The following is an 18,246-nucleotide window of genomic DNA, read 5'->3' on the forward strand; positions in this document are numbered from 1 at the left end:
AGCCCGTCCGGCGCAGCGGTCAGGAGCTAGCCCAGCGCCCGTCCCAGCACCCACACCACCGGTGCCGCCGCCGACAGGGGCAGCGCCACGCCGGCCGTGAAGTGGACGAAGCGGGACGGGTAGTCGTAGCTCGCCACCCGGTGGCCGATCAGGGCGCACACCCCCGCGGCGGCGCCCAGCAGCGCGCCCTTCGAGCCGAAGTCCGTCATGCCGCCGGCCGCGAGCCCCGCGCCCGCCGCCGCCAGCAGGGCGGCCACGACCGACACGGGGGTGGGCAGGGGGAGGGCGCGGGCCAGGGCCGCCGCCGCCACCGCTGCCGCGCCGAGCGTCACCGCGTGCGGGTCGGCGGCCAGGTAGCCCGTGGCCAGGACCGCGAGCGCCGCCGAGGCGACCGTCGCCATCAGGCCGTACATCCGCTCGTCCGGCGAGGCGTGCGAGCGGAGCTGGAGGACCAGGGAGAGCAGCACCCACAGGCCGAGCGAGCCCAGGATGGCCACCAGGGCGTGGTCGCGGCCGGCCGCCAGGACCACCGCGTCGGCCGTCAGCGCGCCCGCGAACGCCAGGGCGATGCCCTGCCGGGCGGGCCACATGCCGTTCAGCCGGAACCAGCCCGCCGCCGTCACCGCCTGCAGCACCACGAGCGGTACCACGAGGGCGTACGAGGCGACCGGCGCCGCCGCGGCCAGCAGCAGGCCCAGCACGGCCGTGAGCAGCGCCGGCTGCATGCCGGGCTCGATGATCGGGGAGCGGCCCTCCAGGCGGGCCCGCTGGGCGTCGGTGATCCGCGCGTTGCCGGCGAGGGTGGCGGGGCCGTAGGCGGGGCCGTCTTCCGGTTCGGCCGTCGGCTCAGCGGCCGGACCGGACACCGGCGGTGCCGGTTCGGGCGCGTATGTCGCCGGGTACGGCTCCGCGTACTGCTGCGGCTCCTGGTACTCGGGGTGCTGGTAGTGCGGCTCCTGGTACTGCGGCTGCTGGTACTGGGGGTACGCCGGCTGCTGTTCCTGCCGTGGCAGGTACGCCGTCTCCGCCGCCCGCACCGGTGCGTGCGTCTGGGTCTCCCAGGTCTGGCCCTGCCACTGCTGGGTGAGTTCCGGGTCGTGGCCGGGCGCCTGCGCGTAACCCTGGTCGTGCGCGGGCCACTGCTGCTGGTAGGGGTCGTAGCCCTCGTAGGGGCCGCCCTGATAGGGCTGGTCGGTCATCGCTCACCCTCCTGCGAACGGCGGGAGCACCTCGACCGTGCCGCCCTCGGCCAGCCGTACCGTCTCATGCGCGCGGGTCCCGACGGGGTCGCCGTCGACGAGGAAGGAGCATCGCTGCAGCACGCGCGTGAGTTCGCCGGGGTGTCGCGCACGCACGGCGGCCAGCGCGTCGGCCAGCGTGTCCGCCTCGTACGGCTCCTCGGCGACCTGGGCCGCGGCCTTGGCGGCGGCCCAGTAGCGCACCGTGACCTGGGGCATCTGAATCCTCAATCGACGGCAGGGACAAGAACAAACAAGAGAAAGATAAGGACAGTGTGGGGCAGGCTAGCCCGCCGCCGACACCGACCAGTCCCCGATCCGGGCCATCAGGGCGTCGTCGGCCGCGTTCTCCGCGTGGCCCATGCCCGCCTCGATCCAGAGTTCGGCGTGGTCACCGGCCGCCTCGGCGAGCATCCGGGGGTGGTCGAGGGGGAAGTAGCCGTCCCGGTCGCCGTGCACGATCAGGAGGGGGGTCGGAGCGATCTTCGGAGCCGCCTGGGCCGGGGAGAGCGGGACCGGGTCCCAGTCCCGGTGGTGGATGCGGGTGCGCAGGCCGTAGCGGCCGACCAGGCGGCCCTCGGGGCGGGTGACCAGCCAGTGCAGGCGGCGCATGGGGGCCGTGCCCCGGTAGTACCAGCGGGCGGGGGCGCTGACGGAGACGACGGCGTCCGTGCCGCCGTACAGCGCCGCGTGCCTGAGGACCACCGAGGCGCCCATGGAGAAGCCGACGGTCACCACGCGCGCGTGCCCGAGGCCGCGGGCCCACTCCACGGCGGCGGCTAGGTCCAGCACCTCCCTGTCGCCGACCGTGGAACGGCCGCCCGAGCGTCCGTGGCCGCGGAAGGAGAAGGTGACGACCGCGCCGTAGCCGCGCAGGACGCCCGCCACGCGGCGCACGTGCGGGCGGTCCACGTCCCCGGTGAAGCCGTGCGCGATCACGAACACCAGGTCGCGGGAGGGTGGACGGGAGGCATCCGGGACCGTTTTGTATACGGCGGACGGCGGATCGTATACGGAATCGATCGGAATTCCGTCGGCCGTGCGCAGAAACGTCCGGATAGGGCCCTGCCTGCCTGTCTCGGGATTCGGACGAACGGTGGAATGCGCCACTTCACCTGCCGGACGGTTGCTCATGTGGGCTATTCTGCTGGGCAGAGGACTCGGGCAGCGTAGCCCCCGGGTCCTTTTGTGCTTTCGGAAGCGTTGTATACGAAGCGGGAAACCACAGGTGACCGCCGGTGTACGGGGCCTTCGGGATCGCAGAGCAGTACCCGTCCGCACAGTCCTCGCAGGGACCGAGGAGGAACCAGACGTATGAGTTCTCTGCTGCTCCTGACCAACGCCCTCCAGCCGTCGACGGAGGTGCTCCCCGCACTCGGCCTGCTGCTGCACAACGTGCGGGTCGCCCCCGCCGAGGGCCCCGCCCTGGTCGACACCCCGGGTGCCGACGTCATCCTGGTCGACGGCCGCCGCGACCTGCCCCAGGTCCGCAGCCTGTGCCAGCTGCTGCGGTCCACCGGCCCCGGCTGTCCGCTGCTCCTCGTCGTCACCGAGGGCGGCCTCGCCGCTGTCACCGCCGACTGGGGCATCGACGACGTACTGCTGGACACCGCCGGTCCGGCGGAGGTCGAGGCGCGGCTGCGGCTCGCCATGGGACGCCAGCAGATCGTCAACGACGACTCGCCGATGGAGATCCGCAACGGCGACCTGTCCGTGGACGAGGCCACCTACTCCGCCAAGCTCAAGGGACGGGTCCTGGACCTGACCTTCAAGGAGTTCGAGCTGCTCAAATACCTCGCCCAGCATCCGGGCCGCGTCTTCACCCGCGCCCAGCTGCTCCAGGAGGTGTGGGGCTACGACTACTTCGGCGGCACCCGGACGGTCGACGTGCACGTACGACGGCTGCGCGCCAAGCTCGGCCCCGAGCACGAGTCGCTGATCGGAACCGTCCGGAACGTCGGTTATCGATTCGTCACGCCCGAAAAGACCGACCGGTCCGCCGAGGACGCCAAGGCCAAGGCCGGCCGGGCAAAGCCGGAGGATGCGGACGCGCCCGCCGTCCTGGACGGCACCGAGATCCACGCCGAGGCATAGCCGGGGCACGGCGGAGGTACGGCGGAGGCATGAGCGGCGCCGGGGCGGGGCATCGTCCTCGCACGGCCGCCATGTGATACGCCCTGCCCAGAGCGGGTCAATCCGCGTAGACTCCGCGCGTGGCCAAGGTGACTCGGGATGACGTGGCACGGCTGGCTGGAACCTCCACCGCCGTCGTCAGTTATGTCATCAACAACGGACCCCGGCCGGTCGCCCCGGCCACGCGCGAGCGTGTCCTCGCCGCGATCAAGGAACTGGGGTACCGGCCCGACCGGGTCGCCCAGGCCATGGCCTCCCGGCGCACCGACCTGATAGGCCTGATCATCCCGGACGCCCGCCAGCCGTTCTTCGGCGAGATGGCGCACGCGGTCGAGCAGGCCGCCTCCGAGCGCGGGAAGATGGTCCTGGTCGGCAACACCGACTACATCGGCGAGCGCGAGGTCCACTATCTGCGCGCCTTCCTCGGTATGCGCGTCTCGGGCCTGATCCTCGTCTCGCACGCCCTGAACGACCTCGCCGCCGCCGAGATCGACGCCTGGGACGCCCGGGTGGTACTGCTGCACGAGCGTCCGGAGGCCATCGACGACGTCGCCGTGGTGACGGACGACCTCGGCGGCGCCCAGCTCGCCGTGCGCCACCTGCTGGAGCACGGGTACGAGTACGTCGCCTGTATGGGCGGTACGGCGCAGACGCCGGCCGTCGGCGACCCGGTCTCCGACCACGTCGAGGGCTGGAAGCGGGCCATGGCCGAGGCGGGCCTGAGCACCGAGGGCCGGCTGTTCGAGGCGCCGTACAACCGCTACGACGCCTACCGCGTGGCCCTGGACGTCCTGTCCGGCCCCCACCGGCCGCCCGCGATCTTCTGCTCCACCGACGACCAGGCCATCGGTCTGCTGCGGGCCGCCCGCGAGCTGCGCATCGACGTGCCCGGGCAGCTGGCGGTGGCCGGCTTCGACGACATCAAGGAGGCCGCGCTCGCCGACCCGCCGCTGACCACGGTCGCCTCCGACCGCTCGGCGATGGCCCGGGCGGCGGTCGACCTGGTGCTGGACGACGGGCTGCGGGTCGCCGGGTCCCGGCGGGAGCGGCTGAAGACGTTCCCTTCGCGGCTGGTGGTACGGACGAGCTGCGGCTGCGAGCACTGACCGGCGGGGCCGTCTTTATATCGGGCAAACGAGGTTCTGCCGGGCTTCTCAGTCAGCACTCAGGAAGCTCTCATGGTCGCGGGGGAGTCTTTTCCCATGACCGAGAGCCAGGGCATATACGAGCAGCCGCACCACTCCTCCTCCGCCCCCGCGCACCCCGAGTGGCCGCCCCCGCCGCCGTATGAGCCGGTGGCCACGGCTCCCGGGCCGAAGAAGAAGCGGACCCGGGGCCCGGTGGCCCTGCTCGCCGCGGTCGCGATCGTCGCGGCGGCGGTCGGCGGCGGCACGGCGTACGCCTTCCAGGAGCTGACCGGCCAGGACGCGGTCGCCACCGCCGGCAGCAGCACCACCGTGGTGCCGTCGAGCAAGAAGGGCGACGTCGCCGCGATCGCCGCCGCGGTCAGCCCGAGCGTGGTCGAGATCAACGCGACGCTCGCGAGCGGCTCCTCCACCGGCTCCGGCGTGGTCATCACGTCGGACGGCGAGATCGTCACCAACAACCACGTCGTCTCCGGCGCCACCTCGATCAAGGTGCGCACCAGCGACGGCAAGAGCTACACCGCCGAGGTGGTCGGCACCGACAGCTCCAAGGACCTCGCGCTGATCAAGCTCCGGGGCGCCTCCGGTCTGAAGCCGGCCGCGCTCGGTGACTCCAGCGGCGTCCAGGTCGGCGACACGGTCGTCGCGATCGGCTCCCCCGAGGGCCTGACCGGCACGGTCACCAGCGGCATCGTCTCCGCCCTGAACCGGGACGTCACCGTCTCCACCGACGAGAGCCAGGGTCAGGGCCAGGGCGGCGACGGGCAGTGGCCGTTCCAGTTCGGCGGCCGTGAGTTCAACGGCGACACCGGCTCGTCCACCACCACCTACAAGGCCATCCAGACCGACGCGTCCCTGAACCCCGGCAACTCCGGCGGCGCCCTGATCGACGCGAGCGGGCACGTCATCGGCATCAACTCCGCGATGTACTCCTCCGGCTCGCAGGCCTCCTCGTCCTCGGACGCGGGCAGCATCGGCCTCGGCTTCGCCATCCCCATCGACACCGTCAAGTCCGACCTGGCCAAGCTGCGGGCGGGCTCCGACAGTTAGCAACACAGAGTGCAAGGAGCAGGTCATGATCAAGCACGTTCCCCACCGGTTCAGCGAGCGTGGTCCGGCCGGACTCACCCTGGCCCTGTCCATCGCCTCCGAACTGCACGTGCCCGTTCCGGCGCCCCGCGCCCCCAAGCAGCCGGCACCGGTGACGCCGGTCCCCCAGCTGATGGGCCTGCGCACCTCCGCCGCCCGGCCGCACCGCCGCAAGGTCCCGCTGCACCGTCTGACCACGGTGGCCGCCTGACCGCCCCATGTGTCCCCGGCGCCCCGACATGGCACGCTGAGAGACACCCGTCCACCGCACCCCGAGGAAGCGAGCGATGAGCCCCGCCGAAGGCGACCGTGACCCCCAGCGCATCCTGATCGTCGACGACGAGCCGGCCGTACGCGAGGCCCTCCAGCGCAGCCTCGCCTTCGAGGGGTACGACACCGAGGTCGCCGTCGACGGCGCGGACGCCCTGGAGAAGGCCACGGCCTACCGGCCCGACCTGGTCGTGCTGGACATCCAGATGCCCCGCATGGACGGCCTGACGGCGGCCCGCCGCATCCGGGGTGCGGGCGACACCACCCCGATCCTGATGCTCACCGCCCGCGACACGGTCGGCGACCGGGTCACCGGCCTGGACGCGGGCGCGGACGACTACCTGGTCAAGCCGTTCGAGCTGGACGAACTCTTCGCCCGCATCCGCGCCCTGCTGCGCCGCAGCTCGTACGCGGCGGCGGTGTCCGCCCAGGCCCAGGAGGACGAGGCGCTCACCTTCGCCGACCTGCGCATGGACCTCGCGACCCGGGAGGTCACGCGCGGCGGCCGGCCGGTCGAACTGACCCGCACGGAGTTCACGCTGCTGGAGATGTTCATGGCCCACCCGCGCCAGGTCCTCACCCGCGAGCAGATCCTGAAGGCCGTCTGGGGCTTCGACTTCGAGCCCTCCTCCAACTCCCTCGACGTCTACGTCATGTACCTGCGCCGCAAGACCGAGGCGGGCGGCGAGCCGCGCCTGGTGCACACCGTGCGCGGGGTGGGGTACGTCCTGCGGCAGGGCGGCGCCGAGTGAGGCAGCTGGCGCGCCGGTACCGGGCGCTGCCGCTGAGGGCACGGCTGGCGATGCTGGTCGCGGCGGCGGTGGCGTTCGCGGTGGCGGCGGTCTCGGTGACGTGCTGGTTCATCGTGGAGCGGAAGCTCTACAACCAGCTCGACCAGGACCTGCAGAAATCCCTGCGGAACACGACGCAGACGGACCAGCTGGACTTCACCCTCAACCACTGCACGGACACGCCGCAGGACGGCAGCTTCCTCCTCCGGGACCGGTACTCCCAGGTGGTCACGGAGGACGGCAAGGTCTGCCTCTTCGGGGGCGCCTCGGGCACGATCAAGGTCACCCAGGCGGACAGGACGGAGATCAAGGACCTCGTCCCGGACATCCTGTACTTCCGCAACGGCAGCGACGACGAGGGCAACGAGCTGCGGGTGCTCACCAAGCCCGTCGGCCCCACCGCGACCATGAGCGGCGGGCGCGGGCCCAACGTCGGGGTGCTCATCGCCGTACCGCTCAAGACCACGCAGAAGACCCTCAACGACCTCGCCCTGATCCTGCTCCTGGTGTCCGCCGTCGGTGTCGTCGGCGCCGGGGCCGCGGGTCTCGCGGTCGCCCGGGCCGGGCTGCGGCCCGTCGACAAGCTCACCGAGGCCGTGGAGCACGTCGCCCGGACCGAGGACCTGACCATCCGGATCCCCGTGGAGGACCTCAGCGAGGACGAGGTGGCCCGGCTGTCCCGGTCGTTCAACTCGATGACCGCCTCGCTGGCCAGCTCCCGCGACCTCCAGCAGCAGCTGATCGCGGACGCCGGCCACGAACTGCGGACGCCCCTGACCTCGCTGCGGACGAACATCGAACTCCTCACCCGCAGCGAGGAGACGGGCCGCCCGCTCCCGCCGGAGGACCGCAAGGCGCTGCTCGCCTCGGTGAAGGCGCAGATGACCGAACTGGCCGCGCTGATCGGTGACCTGCAGGAGCTGTCCCGCTCGGAGGGGCAGCGCGGCGAGCGGGTCCAGGTGGTCGCCCTGCAGGACACCGTCGAGGCGGCCCTGCGCCGGGCGCGGCTGCGCGGTCCCGAGCTGTCGATCACCGCGGACCTGGAGCCCTGGTTCGTCCGGGCGGAGCCCTCCGCCCTGGAGCGGGCGGTCGTCAACATCCTGGACAACGCGGTGAAGTTCAGCCCCGGGGGCGGCACGGTCGAGGTGCGGCTGAGCAGCGGTGTGCTGACGGTCCGCGACCACGGCCCCGGCATCGCCGAGGACGAGCTGCCGCACGTCTTCGACCGCTTCTGGCGCTCCCCCAGCGCCCGCTCCCTGCCCGGCTCCGGCCTCGGGCTGTCCATCGTCGCCCGTACGGTGAAACAGGCGGGCGGCGAGGTCACGCTGGCCCGCGCGAAGGGCGGCGGCACGGTGGTGACGGTCCGACTGCCGGGGGCGCCCACGCCGCCGCCGGACACGCCGGAGCCGCAGCAGACGCCCGAGACGCCGCAGACCTCCGGGGCCGGCGAGACGTCCGAGGCGCCGAAGCCGTCGGTCGGCTGAACCGGCGGGCTCAGTCCGGCGCGGGCATGGCGCGCACGCGCTGGATCTGGGTGTGGCTGAAGTCGCTCGCCCGGCGCATGTGCCGGGTGATCGTCCTCAGCTCGTCCTCGGTGTGGTCCTCGAAGACGGTGCTCCAGGTTTCCCCCAGCTCTTCCCACAGCGCGGTGACGCGGGCGACGCGCTCCGGGACCGGGGTGACCAGCACGCGGCGGCGGTCCTGCCGGTCGGGCGTGCGGGTGACGTAGCCCCCGCGCTCCAGCCTGTCCACGAGGCGGGTGGCGGAGCCCGTGGTGAGACCGGTCAGCTCCGCGATCTGCTTGACGGTGACCGGTTCGGGCTCGGCCGTCAGCAGGCTGAGGCACTGCACGTCGGTGGGGTGCATGCCGAGGTGGTCGGCGACGGCCTGGTTGAACAGCACGTAGGCGGCCAGGTAGCGGCGGGACTCCACGGCCAGTTCCTCGTACAGCCGGGCACGGCTCGGGTCTGCCACGGGACATCCCTCCTCCGATAATCGCTGCGCGGCGCAGCAAACTCACTGTATTCTGCTGTGCGGCGCAGCTAATGCGCCGCACAGCAATGCTATTCCACTGGGGGACAACCATGCTCACCATCGCCGTCACCGGCGCCACCGGCGCCCAGGGCGGGGCCACCGCCCGCGCCCTGCTGGCCGCCGGCCACCACGTCCGCGCCCTCACCCGCAGGCCCGGGTCACCCGCCGCCGACGCTCTGCGCGGCCTGGGCGCCGAGGTCCGGCCCGCCGACTTCGACGACCGCGCCTCCCTCGACACCGCGCTGGCCGGCGCGGACGCCCTCTTCGCGGTCACCACCCCCTTCGGCACCGACACCGGCACGGAGGTCCGGCAGGGCACGGCCCTGGTGGACGCCGCTGCCGGGGCCCGCCTCGGGCATGTCGTCCTCACCTCCGCCGCCCACGCCGACCGCGGCACCGGCATCCCGCACTACGAGAGCAAGTGGGCGGTCGAACAGCACCTGCGCACCTCCGGCCTGCCCTGGACGGTGATCGCCCCGGCCGCGTTCATGGACAACTTCGCGAGCGGCTGGAGCCTCGACGGGCTGCGCGCCGGCGTCTTCGCCTGGCCCATGCCGGCCGACCGGCCGCTCACCCTCATCCCCGCCGCCGACATCGGCGCGTTCGCCGCACTGGTCCTCGGCCGGCGCGACGACTTCGCGGGCCACCGCATCGACATCGCCTCCGACGCGTGCACCCCCGCGCAGATCGCGGCCGCCCTCACCACCGCCCTCGGCCGCCCGGTCAGCCACGAGGAGGTCCCCCTCGCCCAGGTCCGCGCCCACTCCGCCGACCTGGCGGCGATGTTCGCCTACTTCACCGACGCCGGCCTCGACGTCGACGTCCCCGGCCTGCGCCGCGCCCACCCCGAGACCGGCTGGCACAGCTTCGCGGACTGGGCGGCCGGGCAGGAATGGCCCGCCCTGCTGAACGCGCCCCGCACCGAAGGAACCCCCGCGCGATGAACGGCGTGCTGTCGGAGTTCGGGCTCACCCGCCTCGACCGGCAGGTCCTCAACGTCCTCCGCGACACGGCACCCGAGGCGACGGACTCCGACGTCCTGTCGGCACTCGCCGCCGTCCACGTCCTGCGGCGCATGACGCACAACGCCGAGGGGCGGCAACCTTCCCGCTCGCCGTGACGACTGCCCGGTGGTCCATCCCCTGCAGGAAAGGCAGCTCTCGCATGAGTGAGCATCGCAGCACGGCCAGGCCCCGCCACCGCAGAAGCCGCAAGCCCCTCGCGTACGGGCTGCCGCTCGCGCTCGCCGCCGGCGGTGCCCTCGGCTACGGCCTCCTCGCCCCCGGCGCCCAGCCGCGGGCCTCCGCCACCACCACCGCCGCCGTGCCGGCCTGGGCCACAGCCACCGCCGACGGGTTCGCCTCGGTGAACGCGCTCGGGCAGAACGGCACCTACGGCGGGCGCGGCGGCGAGATCGTCACCGTGCGGACCCTCGCCGAGCTGGAGAAGTACGCCACCGCCGAGAAGCCGTACATCATCGTGGTGGCCGCGGCGATCACGATGGACCCCGTCGGCAAGGAGATCAAGGTCCAGTCGGACAAGACCATCATCGGCTCCGGCACCTCGGGGCAGATCGTCGGCGGCGGCTTCTTCCTCGGCCAGGGCGTCCACAACGTGATCATCCGCAACCTGACCATCCGGGACGCGTACCAGGGCGTCTGGAACGACAAGGAGCACGACTACGACGGCATCCAGATGGACGGCGCCCACCACGTCTGGATCGACCACAACGACATCCGGCACATGGCCGACGGGCTCATCGACAGCCGCAAGGACACCACCTACCTGACCGTCTCCTGGAACCGGCTCGGCCAGGAGAACAAGGCGTTCGGCATCGGCTGGACCGAGAACACCACCGCCGACATCACGATCCACCACAACTGGATCCGCGAGACCGAGCAGCGCAACCCGTCCACGGACAACGTCGCCCACGCGCACCTGTACAACAACTACCTCCAGGACGAGCCGGGGACCACCATCACGTCCTCGTACGGCAACTACGCGCGCGGCAGGACCAGCATGCTGCTGGAGAACTCGTACTTCCAGGGCCTGAACAACCCGGTGATCAGGGACAGCACCGCCACCCTCGTCCAGCGCGGGAACGTCTTCTCCGGCACCGCCGGCCGCAACGAGAGCGGGGGCACGGGCGCCGCCTGGGACCCGAGGAGCTACTACGGCTACACCCTCGACAAGGCCTCCGACGTGCCCGCTCTCCTCAAGTCCGGCGCCGGGCCCCGCGGTTCCCTGGGGACGACGGCCACCACCAAGGCCGCCGTCACCACCCTCACCGTCGCCAAGGACGGCTCCGGGCAGTACACGACCGTGCAGGCCGCGGTGAACGCCGTACCCGCGAACAACCCCTCCCGGGTCGTCATCGCCGTGAAGCCGGGCACGTACCGGGAGACCGTCAAGGTCCCCTCCACCAAGCCGCACGTCACGATCCAGGGCACGGGCGGCAGCCGCAAGGACACCGTCATCGTCTACGACAACGCCTCCGGCACACCCAAGCCGGGTGGCGGCACGTACGGCACCGGCGGCAGCGCCACCGTCGCCGTGGAGGCCGACGACTTCCAGGCCCGCAACCTCAGCATCTCCAACGACTTCGACGAGGCCGCCCACCAGGACATCGCCCAGCAGGCCGTCGCCCTGCGCACGGCCGCCGACAAGGTGTTCCTGGACGGGGTCATCGTCAGCGGCGACCAGGACACGCTGCTCCTCGACACCGCCGCCAAGGACAAGCTCGGCCGGGTCTACATGACCAACTCGTACGTCGTCGGGAACGTCGACTTCGTCTTCGGGCGGGCCACCGCCGTCCTCGACAAGTCGGTCATCACCCTGAAGAAGCGGTGGAACGGCACCTCGGCCGGCTATGTCACCGCCCCCAGCACCGCGGCCGGCCGCAAGGGCATCCTGATCGCCAACTCCACGGTGACCGGCGACGTCTCCGACCGCACCTTCTACCTGGGCCGGCCCTGGCACGCGGGCGGCGACGCCACCCTCGACCCGCAGACCACCGTCCGCAACACCGTCCTCAGCGCCGCGATCAGGACCACGCCCTGGACCGACATGAGCGGCTTCTCCTGGAAGGACGACCGCTTCGCCGAGTACAAGAACACCGGCGCCGGCTCGGGCGCGGCGAGCACCGACCGCCCCCAACTGACCGACGCCCAGGCCACGGGCCAGGAGGTCGCGGACTGGCTGGGGGACTGGACGCCTGCCGCCTGACGACGGGACCGGTCCCATGGGGTGGGCGCCATGCCGGAAGACTCACCCCTCATACGGAGCCCGCGTACGGCAGTCGCCGCCGCGCCTGCCGACGTACCGCTCCGACTGCGCCTGGCCGGGCCGCTGCTGAACGCCGGTCAGAGCGAGGCGGCGGTCGCCGAGGCGGCCGCCGCCCTGCGGCACGCGCCCGGCGACGCGCAGGCACGGCAGCTCTGGGGCAGGGGCCCCGCCGCGGGGCTCAGCTCACGACCGTGATCCGGTCGGCCTTCGGCGGGGTGATCGGGTTCGTGGCCGACGAGTTCGCCGTCAGGTACTTCTCCAGCACGCTGAGGTCGTCCGAGCCGACCAGGTCGTTCGTGCCCTGGCCCAGCGTCGGGAATCCGTCGCCGCCACCCGCGAGGAAGCTGTTGGTGGCGACCCGGTAGGTGGCCGCGGGGTCGATCGGGGCGCCGTTCAGGCGGATCGAGTCGGTGACCACGCGGTCCGCGCCGGACTTGGTGAGGTCCAGGGTGTAGGTGAGCCCGGCGGACGGCTGGAGGATCTTCGGGGCCGCCGCGTTGACGCCGCTCACCTGCTCCTTGAGCACCTGGATCAGCTGGGCGCCGGTGAAGTCCTGGAGGTTCACGGTGTTGGAGAACGGCTGCACCGTGAAGCCCTCGGCGTAGGTGACGACGCCGTCGCCCTCGGCGCCCTTGGCCGTGTAGGTCAGGCCGGCCCGGACCCCGCCCGGGTTCATCAGGGCCAGGCTGGTCTTCGGGTCCAGCTCACGGCCGTGGGCGAGCTGCGCGTCGGCGATCAGGTCGCCCATCGGGGACTCGGTGCCGGTGTTGTTGATGTCGGCGGAGATGTAGCCGATGGGGCGGTTGCCGATGGGGGCGGCCAGGGCGTTCCAGCGGGAGATCAGGTCGGTCATGTCCGCCGCCTTGGGGACGTCCCGGGTGACCACGTGGTTCGCGGACTTCACCGCCGTACGCGCGATGTCGCCGGTGCGGCGGTCGTACGTCAGCGTGGTGTCGGTGTACAGGCGGCCGAAGGAGGACGCCGAGGTCACCATGCGGGGGCGGCCGGAGGGGTCGGGGACCGTGCAGACGTACGCCTGGTGGGTGTGGCCGGTGACCAGGGCGTCCACCGCCGGGGTCACGCTCTTGGCGATGTCCACGATCGGGCCGGAGATGCCGTCGCCCGCGCCCGGGGAGTCGCAGTCGTAGTTGTAGGAGCCGGAGGCGGGTAGCCGCCCTCGTGGATCAGGGCCACGATCGACTGCACGCCCTGGCGCTGGAGCACCTTGGCGTACTTGTTGATGGTCTCGGTCTCGTCCTTGAAGCTCAGGCCCTTGACGCCGTCGGCGGAGACGATGCCCGGGGTGCCCTCCAGGGTGACCCCGATGAAGCCGATCCTGACGTCCTCCTTCTGCCAGACCCAGTACGGCTTCAGGATCGGCTTGCCGGTCTTCTCGTCCTGGACGTTCGCGGCCAGGTACGGGAAGTCGGCGCCCTGGAACTCCTCGTCGCCGTAGCAGCCGTCCGTGGGGTGGCAGCCGCCGTTCTGCAGGCGGGCCAGTTCCCTCGCGCCCTCGTCGAACTCGTGGTTGCCGACCGAGGTGACGTCCAGGTCCAGCTTGTTCAGCGCCTCCACGGTGGGCTCGTCGTGGAACAGGCCCGACAGCAGCGGGGAGGCGCCGACCAGGTCGCCGCCGGCCGCGGTGATCGAGTACGGGTGGCCCTCGCGGGCCTGGCGGAGGTGGGTCGCGAGGTACTCGGCACCGCCCGCGTCGATCGTCTTCGTCGTGCCGTCCGGCTGGAGTTCGGTGACCCGGCCGGAGGAGCCGGACGGGGGCTCCAGGTTGCCGTGCAGGTCGTTGAAGGACAGCAGCTGGACGTCCTGGTAGCGGCCCGGCCGGTGGTGGCTCTCGTGCGCGCCCGCCGGGAGCGCGGCGGTCAGTGCCGCCGCCGTGGCGAGAGCGGCGGCGCTCGTGAGAAGGGCGTACGTACGACGTCTGGTGCGCCGGGGCGCGGCTGGCATGGGACCCCCCTGTGGGTCGGCTGTGGTGGCTCGGCGCAGCCTAAAGTCAACGCGCGTAGCGCGACAGGGGGTTCAGGGTTACATCCTGGTTTCCCTTTGCGGATCCTTTTGCGGCCGGTGTGCCGGGACTTCCCCCCGGTGGCCCCGTACTCTCGTACGCATGAGCAGCGACGACACCGTACGGGGCTTTCCCGCCCGCTCCATCGAGACCTTCTCCGCGCTCACCCCGGACCGGGCCGAGGCCGTGCTGCGCCTGCTCGGCGAGGCCGCCCGCGTCGACGGGCAGCAGCCGGTGTCCGAGCAGGGCCGGCTGCAACTGCGCGGGGGCAGCCGCGAGGGCGTCTCGCACCTGCTGCTGTCCATCGACGGCGAACTCGTCGGCTACGCCCAGCTGGAGGACACCGACCCGGTGGAGGCGCCCGCCGCCGAGCTGGTCGTGCACCCCGGACACCGCGGGCACGGGCACGGGCGGGCGCTCGGCGCGGCCCTGCTCGCCGCCTCCGGCAAGCGGCTGCGGGTGTGGGCGCACGGCGGACACCCCGCCGCCCGGCACCTGGCCCAGGTGCTCGGTCTGACCCTGTTCCGCGAACTGCGCCAGATGCGGAGGTCGTTGACCGACCTGGAGCTGCCCGAACCGGTGCTGCCGGAGGACGTGACCGTGCGCGCCTTCGTGCCCGGCAAGGACGACACGGCCTGGCTCGCGGTGAACGCCGCCGCCTTCGCCCACCACCCGGAGCAGGGCTCGCTGACCCAGCGGGACCTGGACGACCGCAAGGCCGAGCCGTGGTTCGACCCGGCCGGGTTCTTCCTCGCCGAGCGGCGCGGGGAGCTGGTCGGCTTCCACTGGACCAAGGTGCACGCCGAGGAGGGGCTCGGCGAGGTGTACGTCCTCGGGGTACGGCCCGGCGAACAGGGCGGCGGCCTCGGCAAGGCCCTCACCACGATCGGGCTGCGCCACCTCGCCGCCCAGCAGTTGCCGACCGCGATGCTCTATGTCGACGCCGACAACAAGGCGGCGGTGTCGGTGTACGAGCGGCTGGGCTTCACGGTGCACGAGACGGATCTGATGTATCGCACGGAGACGTGAGGGGGCCACGACCGCGGCCCGTCCCGGCCCGGCCCGGCTTCCGGGTGCGGGTCGTCCGTGGCTGATCGCGCAGTTCCCCGCGCCCCTTTCGGGGCGCGGATCATCAGTACGGCCGTCCACCACAGGGCGGTGACCGGTGCGGCGGGGTCGTCCAAGGCCCGGTGTCCGCCACGGCAGCGTGCGCCAGACCGGGGCGGCCGGCGCCCGGGCCGTCGAAGGCCCGCAGCAGTTCTCCGTCGGTTCTCGTCTCGCTCATCCCTCCTCCCACGGTTGACTTTCGGGCACCCCTTACCCCACCCTTTCACTACTCAATTAGTGAAAGGGTGGTTGTACCGATGGTCGAGTACCGCATCGACCGGCACAGCGGCGTGGCCACCTATGTGCAGATCGTCCAGCAGACCAAACAGGCCCTCCGCATGGGCCTGCTGAAGCCGGGCGACCGGCTGCCCACCGCACGCGAGGTCGTGGAAGCCACCGCCATCAACCCCAACACCGTCCTGAAGGCGTACCGCGAACTGGAGCGCGAGGGCCTGGTGGAGGCGCGGCGCGGCCTCGGCACCTTCGTCCGGCGGTCCCTGGGCACCACCCCCGCCGACTCCCCGCTGCGCGCGGAGCTGGAGCGGTGGGCGGACCGCGCCCGCGCCGCCGGTCTCGAGCGGGACGACGTGGCCGCACTCTTCACTGCCGTACTCGACACGCACTTCCAGGGAGACCCGACATGAGCAGCGACACGGCGTTGAGGGCCGAGGCTCTGGGGAAACGGTTCGGCCTCCGTGCGCGCTGGTCCCTGCGGGACTGCTCGTTCCGGCTGCCCGCCGGGCGCGTGTGCGCGGTCGTCGGCCCCAACGGCGCCGGCAAGTCCACCCTGCTCGCCCTGGCCGCCGGGCTCACCACGCCCACCGAGGGCAGCGTGACCGTCCTCGGCACCACACCGGCCGCCGCCCGCCCCCGGGTCGGCTTCGTCGCCCAGGACAAGCCGCTGTACCCGCAGCTCACCGTCGCCGAGACGCTGCGCATGGGCGCCGACCTCAACCCCGGGCACTGGGACGCGGCCGGCGCCGAGCGGGTCGTCGCGGGCGGCGGCCTGGACCCGGGGGCCCGCGTCCGCTCCCTCTCCGGCGGGCAGCGCACCCGGGTCGCGCTCGCCCTCGCCCTCGGCAAGCGGCCCGAACTGCTGCTCCTGGACGAGCCGATGGCCGACCTCGACCCGCTGGCCCGGCACGAACTGATGGGCACGCTGATGGCACAGGCCGCCCAGTACGGCACCACCATCGTGATGTCCTCGCACGTCGTCGCCGAGCTGGAGGACTCCTGCGACCACCTGCTGCTGGTCGGCGACGGCCGGATCCGGCTGGCCGGCGAGATCGACGACCTGCTCGCCGCCCATCTGCGGGTGTCCGGCGCCGCGGAGTCCGCCGGCCTCGGCGGGCACACCGTGGTCGAGTCCCGGGTCACCGGCCGCCAGGTCAGCGCGTTGATCCGCCCGGCCGGACCGCTCCCCGGCGACTGGCGCACCGCCGCGCCCTCCCTGGAGGAACTGGTCCTCGCCCATCTGCGCAACCCCGGGGCGCCCGCGCTGACCCCGGCCGACACCGAGGAGCACGCCGCGTGACCGCCACCCTGAGCGCGCCCGCCCGGGCGACCACCGCCCCGCGCCAGATCCGCTGGCTGCTGCGCGTGCACCGCCCCGCGCTGTACGCCTGGACCGTCATCGTCGTCGGCCTGGCCGGCACGCTGCTGTGGCTGTGGGGCCCGCTCACCGACGCCGCGGCCGCCGGCTGGCACCAGTACCACGCCCGCTGCTGGCGTGCGACCCCGTGCCGGTACGACCAGGACGCGATCCTGCGCTACAAGGACGTCCACCAGTACACGACCGTCGCCCTCCTGGTGGTCCCGTTCCTGGCCGCCGCCTGGGCCGGCGCCGCGCTGACCGGCCGCGAGCTGGAGACCGGCACGGCACGATTGTCCTGGACCCAGGCGGTCTCGCCGGTGCGCTGGCTGACCACGCGGCTCGCCGTCCCGGCCGTCCTCGTCACCGCCGGCACCGGCCTGCTCGCACTGCTGCACCATGCGGTCTGGTCGGCGGGGTACCACCGGATCGACTCCGTCAAGCCCTGGGACGACGTGCCCACCTTCTACTCAGCGGGCCCGATCGTCGCCGGGCTCGCGCTGGCCGGCCTGGTCCTCGGCGCGCTCATCGGACTGCTGCTGGGCCGCTCGCTGCTCGCGCTGTGCGCCTCCGCGCTCGCCGTGGCACCGCTGTGGATCGCCGTCCACATGACCCTGCCGCACCTGTGGCCGGTCGCCACCAGCGTCAGCGGACGCCGGGCCTCCGCGCCGTACTCGGGCATCAAGGTCGAGGAGGGCATCGTCACCTCGTCCGGCGCCCACCAGCCCGCCTCCACCTGCGTCGCCGACATCAGCCCCGGCTGCCGGGCCCTCAACGACCAGCGCGACGCCGTCGGTTTCTACACCGACTACCACCCCTACGCCCACTACTGGCCGCTGCAGCTGGCCACGACCGGGGCCCTCGTCGCCTGCACCGCCCTGCTCGCCGGGCTCACCCTCTGGCTGGTGCGGCGCCGGACCACCGGCACCCGGGTCGGCGGGAAGGCCGCCGTCGGCAGGGGAGCCGGTACGGGAGCCGCCGTATGACCTCCCTCGCCGCCGCCCGACCCTGCTCGTCTGGACCGTCCTGGTCCGCGGACCACACAGTGCCGTGGACGAGGGCGAGCAGCGCGGCACCGGCCCAGGCGGCCACCGCGCAGGGGCGTAGGAGAGGGCCTCGCCGAGGAGGTTGAGCGCGGTGTAGGCGCACCAGTGGCCGGGGCGTGCGCAGGCACGGTCCCGTCCCGCGCGGCCCGCTGCTGCCCGCGCTCACACTGTGCGCGCCGGCCCTGGGCGCCCTCGCCGGCCTGGCCCTGCGCCGTACCCTGCCCGCGCTCGCCGCCGCCTGCGCCGCGACCCTCGCCCTGCGGCTGTACCTGCGCGAGCTGTGGCGTCCGCTGCGCGGCCCGCTGACCGGGTTCTGGCCCCTGCACCTGGCCGCCACCGGCATGGTCCTCGCCGTCGCCGCGGCCGCCGGCGCCGCCGCGTACGCCGTCCTGCGCCGCCGGGCCGCCTGACGGTCCGGATCCGCGCCGGTCCGGTACGTCCCTCCACGGGGGGAGGGACGTACCGGACCGGCGTTTTTCGCGTCCGGGAACCCCTTC

20 protein-coding genes and 1 pseudogene are annotated in these 18,246 nt (G+C 72.7%); 15 read left to right on the top strand and 6 right to left on the bottom strand.

The window, feature by feature from the left end; genetic code table 11:
• Positions 1 to 26 precede the first annotated feature (26 nt).
• The 3 genes from ACZ4U1_RS35480 to ACZ4U1_RS35490 all read right to left on the bottom strand — a co-directional run bounded on the left by ACZ4U1_RS35480 (position 27) and on the right by ACZ4U1_RS35490 (position 2,372).
• Positions 27 to 1,199, bottom strand: coding sequence for a hypothetical protein (locus tag ACZ4U1_RS35480; protein WP_467908283.1), 1,173 nt, complete (start codon positions 1,197 to 1,199; stop codon positions 27 to 29).
• A 3-nt stretch (positions 1,200 to 1,202) separates the two neighbouring features.
• Complete coding sequence (locus ACZ4U1_RS35485) at positions 1,203 to 1,457, bottom strand: MoaD/ThiS family protein (RefSeq protein WP_059251257.1); 255 nt, start codon at positions 1,455 to 1,457, stop codon at positions 1,203 to 1,205.
• 66 nt (positions 1,458 to 1,523) lie between these two features.
• Positions 1,524 to 2,372: an alpha/beta hydrolase gene (locus ACZ4U1_RS35490; protein WP_467908284.1), complete on the bottom strand. Its 849-nt coding sequence runs from the start codon at positions 2,370 to 2,372 to the stop codon at positions 1,524 to 1,526.
• 180 nt (positions 2,373 to 2,552) lie between these two features.
• Here ACZ4U1_RS35490 and ACZ4U1_RS35495 point away from each other — a divergent pair, with 180 nt between their 5' ends.
• The 6 genes from ACZ4U1_RS35495 to ACZ4U1_RS35520 all read left to right on the top strand — a co-directional run bounded on the left by ACZ4U1_RS35495 (position 2,553) and on the right by ACZ4U1_RS35520 (position 8,150).
• The gene (locus tag ACZ4U1_RS35495) at positions 2,553 to 3,332 is read left to right on the top strand and encodes a winged helix-turn-helix transcriptional regulator (RefSeq protein ID WP_467908285.1); all 780 of its coding nucleotides are present in this window, start codon (positions 2,553 to 2,555) and stop codon (positions 3,330 to 3,332) included.
• Positions 3,333 to 3,451: 119 nt separating this feature from the next.
• Positions 3,452 to 4,477 carry a LacI family DNA-binding transcriptional regulator gene (locus tag ACZ4U1_RS35500; RefSeq protein ID WP_467908286.1) on the top strand — a complete coding sequence of 342 codons (1,026 nt, stop codon included), beginning with the start codon at positions 3,452 to 3,454 and terminating at the stop codon, positions 4,475 to 4,477.
• Between the two features lie 96 nt (positions 4,478 to 4,573).
• Positions 4,574 to 5,566: a S1C family serine protease gene (locus ACZ4U1_RS35505; RefSeq protein ID WP_467908287.1), complete on the top strand. Its 993-nt coding sequence runs from the start codon at positions 4,574 to 4,576 to the stop codon at positions 5,564 to 5,566.
• A gap of 25 nt (positions 5,567 to 5,591) precedes the next feature.
• The gene (locus ACZ4U1_RS35510; RefSeq protein WP_467908288.1) at positions 5,592 to 5,816 is read left to right on the top strand and encodes a hypothetical protein; all 225 of its coding nucleotides are present in this window, start codon (positions 5,592 to 5,594) and stop codon (positions 5,814 to 5,816) included.
• Positions 5,817 to 5,892: 76 nt separating this feature from the next.
• Positions 5,893 to 6,627 (top strand): response regulator transcription factor, encoded by a 735-nt coding sequence (locus ACZ4U1_RS35515; protein ID WP_467908289.1) that lies wholly within the window; start codon positions 5,893 to 5,895, stop codon positions 6,625 to 6,627.
• Entirely contained in the window at positions 6,624 to 8,150 is a 1,527-nt protein-coding gene (locus ACZ4U1_RS35520) for a HAMP domain-containing sensor histidine kinase (RefSeq protein ID WP_467908290.1), read from the top strand. Before ACZ4U1_RS35515 ends, ACZ4U1_RS35520 begins: the two co-directional genes overlap by 4 nt.
• Positions 8,151 to 8,160: 10 nt before the next feature.
• Here ACZ4U1_RS35520 and ACZ4U1_RS35525 read toward each other — a convergent pair whose 3' ends face one another.
• Entirely contained in the window at positions 8,161 to 8,640 is a 480-nt protein-coding gene (locus tag ACZ4U1_RS35525; RefSeq protein ID WP_467908291.1) for a MarR family winged helix-turn-helix transcriptional regulator, read from the bottom strand.
• A gap of 110 nt (positions 8,641 to 8,750) precedes the next feature.
• On the opposite strand from ACZ4U1_RS35525, the gene ACZ4U1_RS35530 reads away from it, so the two are divergent.
• From ACZ4U1_RS35530 to ACZ4U1_RS35545, 4 genes are read left to right on the top strand one after another with little or no spacing between them, the layout of a single operon-like run.
• Positions 8,751 to 9,644: an NmrA/HSCARG family protein gene (locus ACZ4U1_RS35530; RefSeq protein ID WP_467908292.1), complete on the top strand. Its 894-nt coding sequence runs from the start codon at positions 8,751 to 8,753 to the stop codon at positions 9,642 to 9,644.
• Entirely contained in the window at positions 9,641 to 9,820 is a 180-nt protein-coding gene (locus ACZ4U1_RS35535) for a hypothetical protein (protein WP_467908293.1), read from the top strand. The genes ACZ4U1_RS35530 and ACZ4U1_RS35535 overlap by 4 nt, the downstream gene beginning before the upstream one ends.
• A gap of 44 nt (positions 9,821 to 9,864) precedes the next feature.
• Positions 9,865 to 11,925 carry a pectinesterase family protein gene (locus tag ACZ4U1_RS35540; RefSeq protein ID WP_467908294.1) on the top strand — a complete coding sequence of 687 codons (2,061 nt, stop codon included), beginning with the start codon at positions 9,865 to 9,867 and terminating at the stop codon, positions 11,923 to 11,925.
• Positions 11,926 to 11,955: 30 nt separating this feature from the next.
• The gene (locus ACZ4U1_RS35545) at positions 11,956 to 12,180 is read left to right on the top strand and encodes a hypothetical protein (protein WP_467908295.1); all 225 of its coding nucleotides are present in this window, start codon (positions 11,956 to 11,958) and stop codon (positions 12,178 to 12,180) included.
• Here ACZ4U1_RS35545 and ACZ4U1_RS35550 read toward each other — a convergent pair.
• Positions 12,164 to 13,947: pseudogene (locus tag ACZ4U1_RS35550) on the bottom strand (bifunctional metallophosphatase/5'-nucleotidase). The gene ACZ4U1_RS35545 and the pseudogene ACZ4U1_RS35550 overlap by 17 nt on opposite strands.
• Positions 13,948 to 14,107: 160 nt before the next feature.
• Here ACZ4U1_RS35550 and mshD point away from each other — a divergent pair.
• Entirely contained in the window at positions 14,108 to 15,034 is a 927-nt protein-coding gene (gene mshD, locus ACZ4U1_RS35555) for a mycothiol synthase (RefSeq protein ID WP_467908296.1), read from the top strand.
• Between the two features lie 103 nt (positions 15,035 to 15,137).
• Here the strand turns inward: mshD and ACZ4U1_RS35560 are convergent, their stop codons facing one another.
• On the bottom strand, positions 15,138 to 15,290 hold the full coding sequence (locus ACZ4U1_RS35560; RefSeq protein WP_467908297.1) for a hypothetical protein: 153 nt from the start codon (positions 15,288 to 15,290) through the stop codon (positions 15,138 to 15,140).
• Positions 15,291 to 15,369: 79 nt separating this feature from the next.
• On the opposite strand from ACZ4U1_RS35560, the gene ACZ4U1_RS35565 reads away from it, so the two are divergent.
• From ACZ4U1_RS35565 to ACZ4U1_RS35580, 4 genes are all read left to right on the top strand, one after another.
• Positions 15,370 to 15,756: a GntR family transcriptional regulator gene (locus ACZ4U1_RS35565; protein ID WP_467908298.1), complete on the top strand. Its 387-nt coding sequence runs from the start codon at positions 15,370 to 15,372 to the stop codon at positions 15,754 to 15,756.
• A complete protein-coding gene (locus ACZ4U1_RS35570; RefSeq protein ID WP_467908299.1) occupies positions 15,753 to 16,646 on the top strand; it encodes an ABC transporter ATP-binding protein in 894 nt (297 codons plus the stop codon). Before ACZ4U1_RS35565 ends, ACZ4U1_RS35570 begins: the two co-directional genes overlap by 4 nt.
• Positions 16,643 to 17,689, top strand: a complete 1,047-nt coding sequence (locus ACZ4U1_RS35575; RefSeq protein ID WP_467908300.1) for an ABC transporter permease — start codon at positions 16,643 to 16,645, stop codon at positions 17,687 to 17,689. Before ACZ4U1_RS35570 ends, ACZ4U1_RS35575 begins: the two co-directional genes overlap by 4 nt.
• Before the next feature lie 176 nt (positions 17,690 to 17,865).
• Positions 17,866 to 18,159, top strand: a complete 294-nt coding sequence (locus tag ACZ4U1_RS35580; protein WP_467908301.1) for a hypothetical protein — start codon at positions 17,866 to 17,868, stop codon at positions 18,157 to 18,159.
• The last annotated feature ends 87 nt before the right edge of the window (positions 18,160 to 18,246 follow it).

The sequence above is a fragment of the Streptomyces sp. NPDC028928 genome (assembly GCF_055564915.1).

Excerpts from the sequence above, each read along its gene's own strand:
- ACZ4U1_RS35530 (WP_467908292.1), top strand. The coding sequence starts at position 8,751 with ATGCTCACCATCGCCGTCACCGGCGCCACCGGCGCCCAGGGCGGGGCC.
- ACZ4U1_RS35565 (WP_467908298.1), top strand. The coding sequence starts at position 15,370 with ATGGTCGAGTACCGCATCGACCGGCACAGCGGCGTGGCCACCTATGTG.
- ACZ4U1_RS35570 (WP_467908299.1), top strand. The coding sequence starts at position 15,753 with ATGAGCAGCGACACGGCGTTGAGGGCCGAGGCTCTGGGGAAACGGTTC.
- ACZ4U1_RS35545 (WP_467908295.1), top strand. The coding sequence starts at position 11,956 with ATGCCGGAAGACTCACCCCTCATACGGAGCCCGCGTACGGCAGTCGCC.
- ACZ4U1_RS35560 (WP_467908297.1), bottom strand. The coding sequence starts at position 15,290 with ATGAGCGAGACGAGAACCGACGGAGAACTGCTGCGGGCCTTCGACGGC.
- ACZ4U1_RS35510 (WP_467908288.1), top strand. The coding sequence starts at position 5,592 with ATGATCAAGCACGTTCCCCACCGGTTCAGCGAGCGTGGTCCGGCCGGA.
- ACZ4U1_RS35495 (WP_467908285.1), top strand. The coding sequence starts at position 2,553 with ATGAGTTCTCTGCTGCTCCTGACCAACGCCCTCCAGCCGTCGACGGAG.
- ACZ4U1_RS35480 (WP_467908283.1), bottom strand. The coding sequence starts at position 1,199 with ATGACCGACCAGCCCTATCAGGGCGGCCCCTACGAGGGCTACGACCCC.
- mshD (WP_467908296.1), top strand. The coding sequence starts at position 14,108 with ATGAGCAGCGACGACACCGTACGGGGCTTTCCCGCCCGCTCCATCGAG.
- ACZ4U1_RS35485 (WP_059251257.1), bottom strand. The coding sequence starts at position 1,457 with ATGCCCCAGGTCACGGTGCGCTACTGGGCCGCCGCCAAGGCCGCGGCC.
- ACZ4U1_RS35505 (WP_467908287.1), top strand. The coding sequence starts at position 4,574 with ATGACCGAGAGCCAGGGCATATACGAGCAGCCGCACCACTCCTCCTCC.
- ACZ4U1_RS35540 (WP_467908294.1), top strand. The coding sequence starts at position 9,865 with ATGAGTGAGCATCGCAGCACGGCCAGGCCCCGCCACCGCAGAAGCCGC.
- ACZ4U1_RS35535 (WP_467908293.1), top strand. The coding sequence starts at position 9,641 with ATGAACGGCGTGCTGTCGGAGTTCGGGCTCACCCGCCTCGACCGGCAG.
- ACZ4U1_RS35490 (WP_467908284.1), bottom strand. The coding sequence starts at position 2,372 with ATGAGCAACCGTCCGGCAGGTGAAGTGGCGCATTCCACCGTTCGTCCG.
- ACZ4U1_RS35515 (WP_467908289.1), top strand. The coding sequence starts at position 5,893 with ATGAGCCCCGCCGAAGGCGACCGTGACCCCCAGCGCATCCTGATCGTC.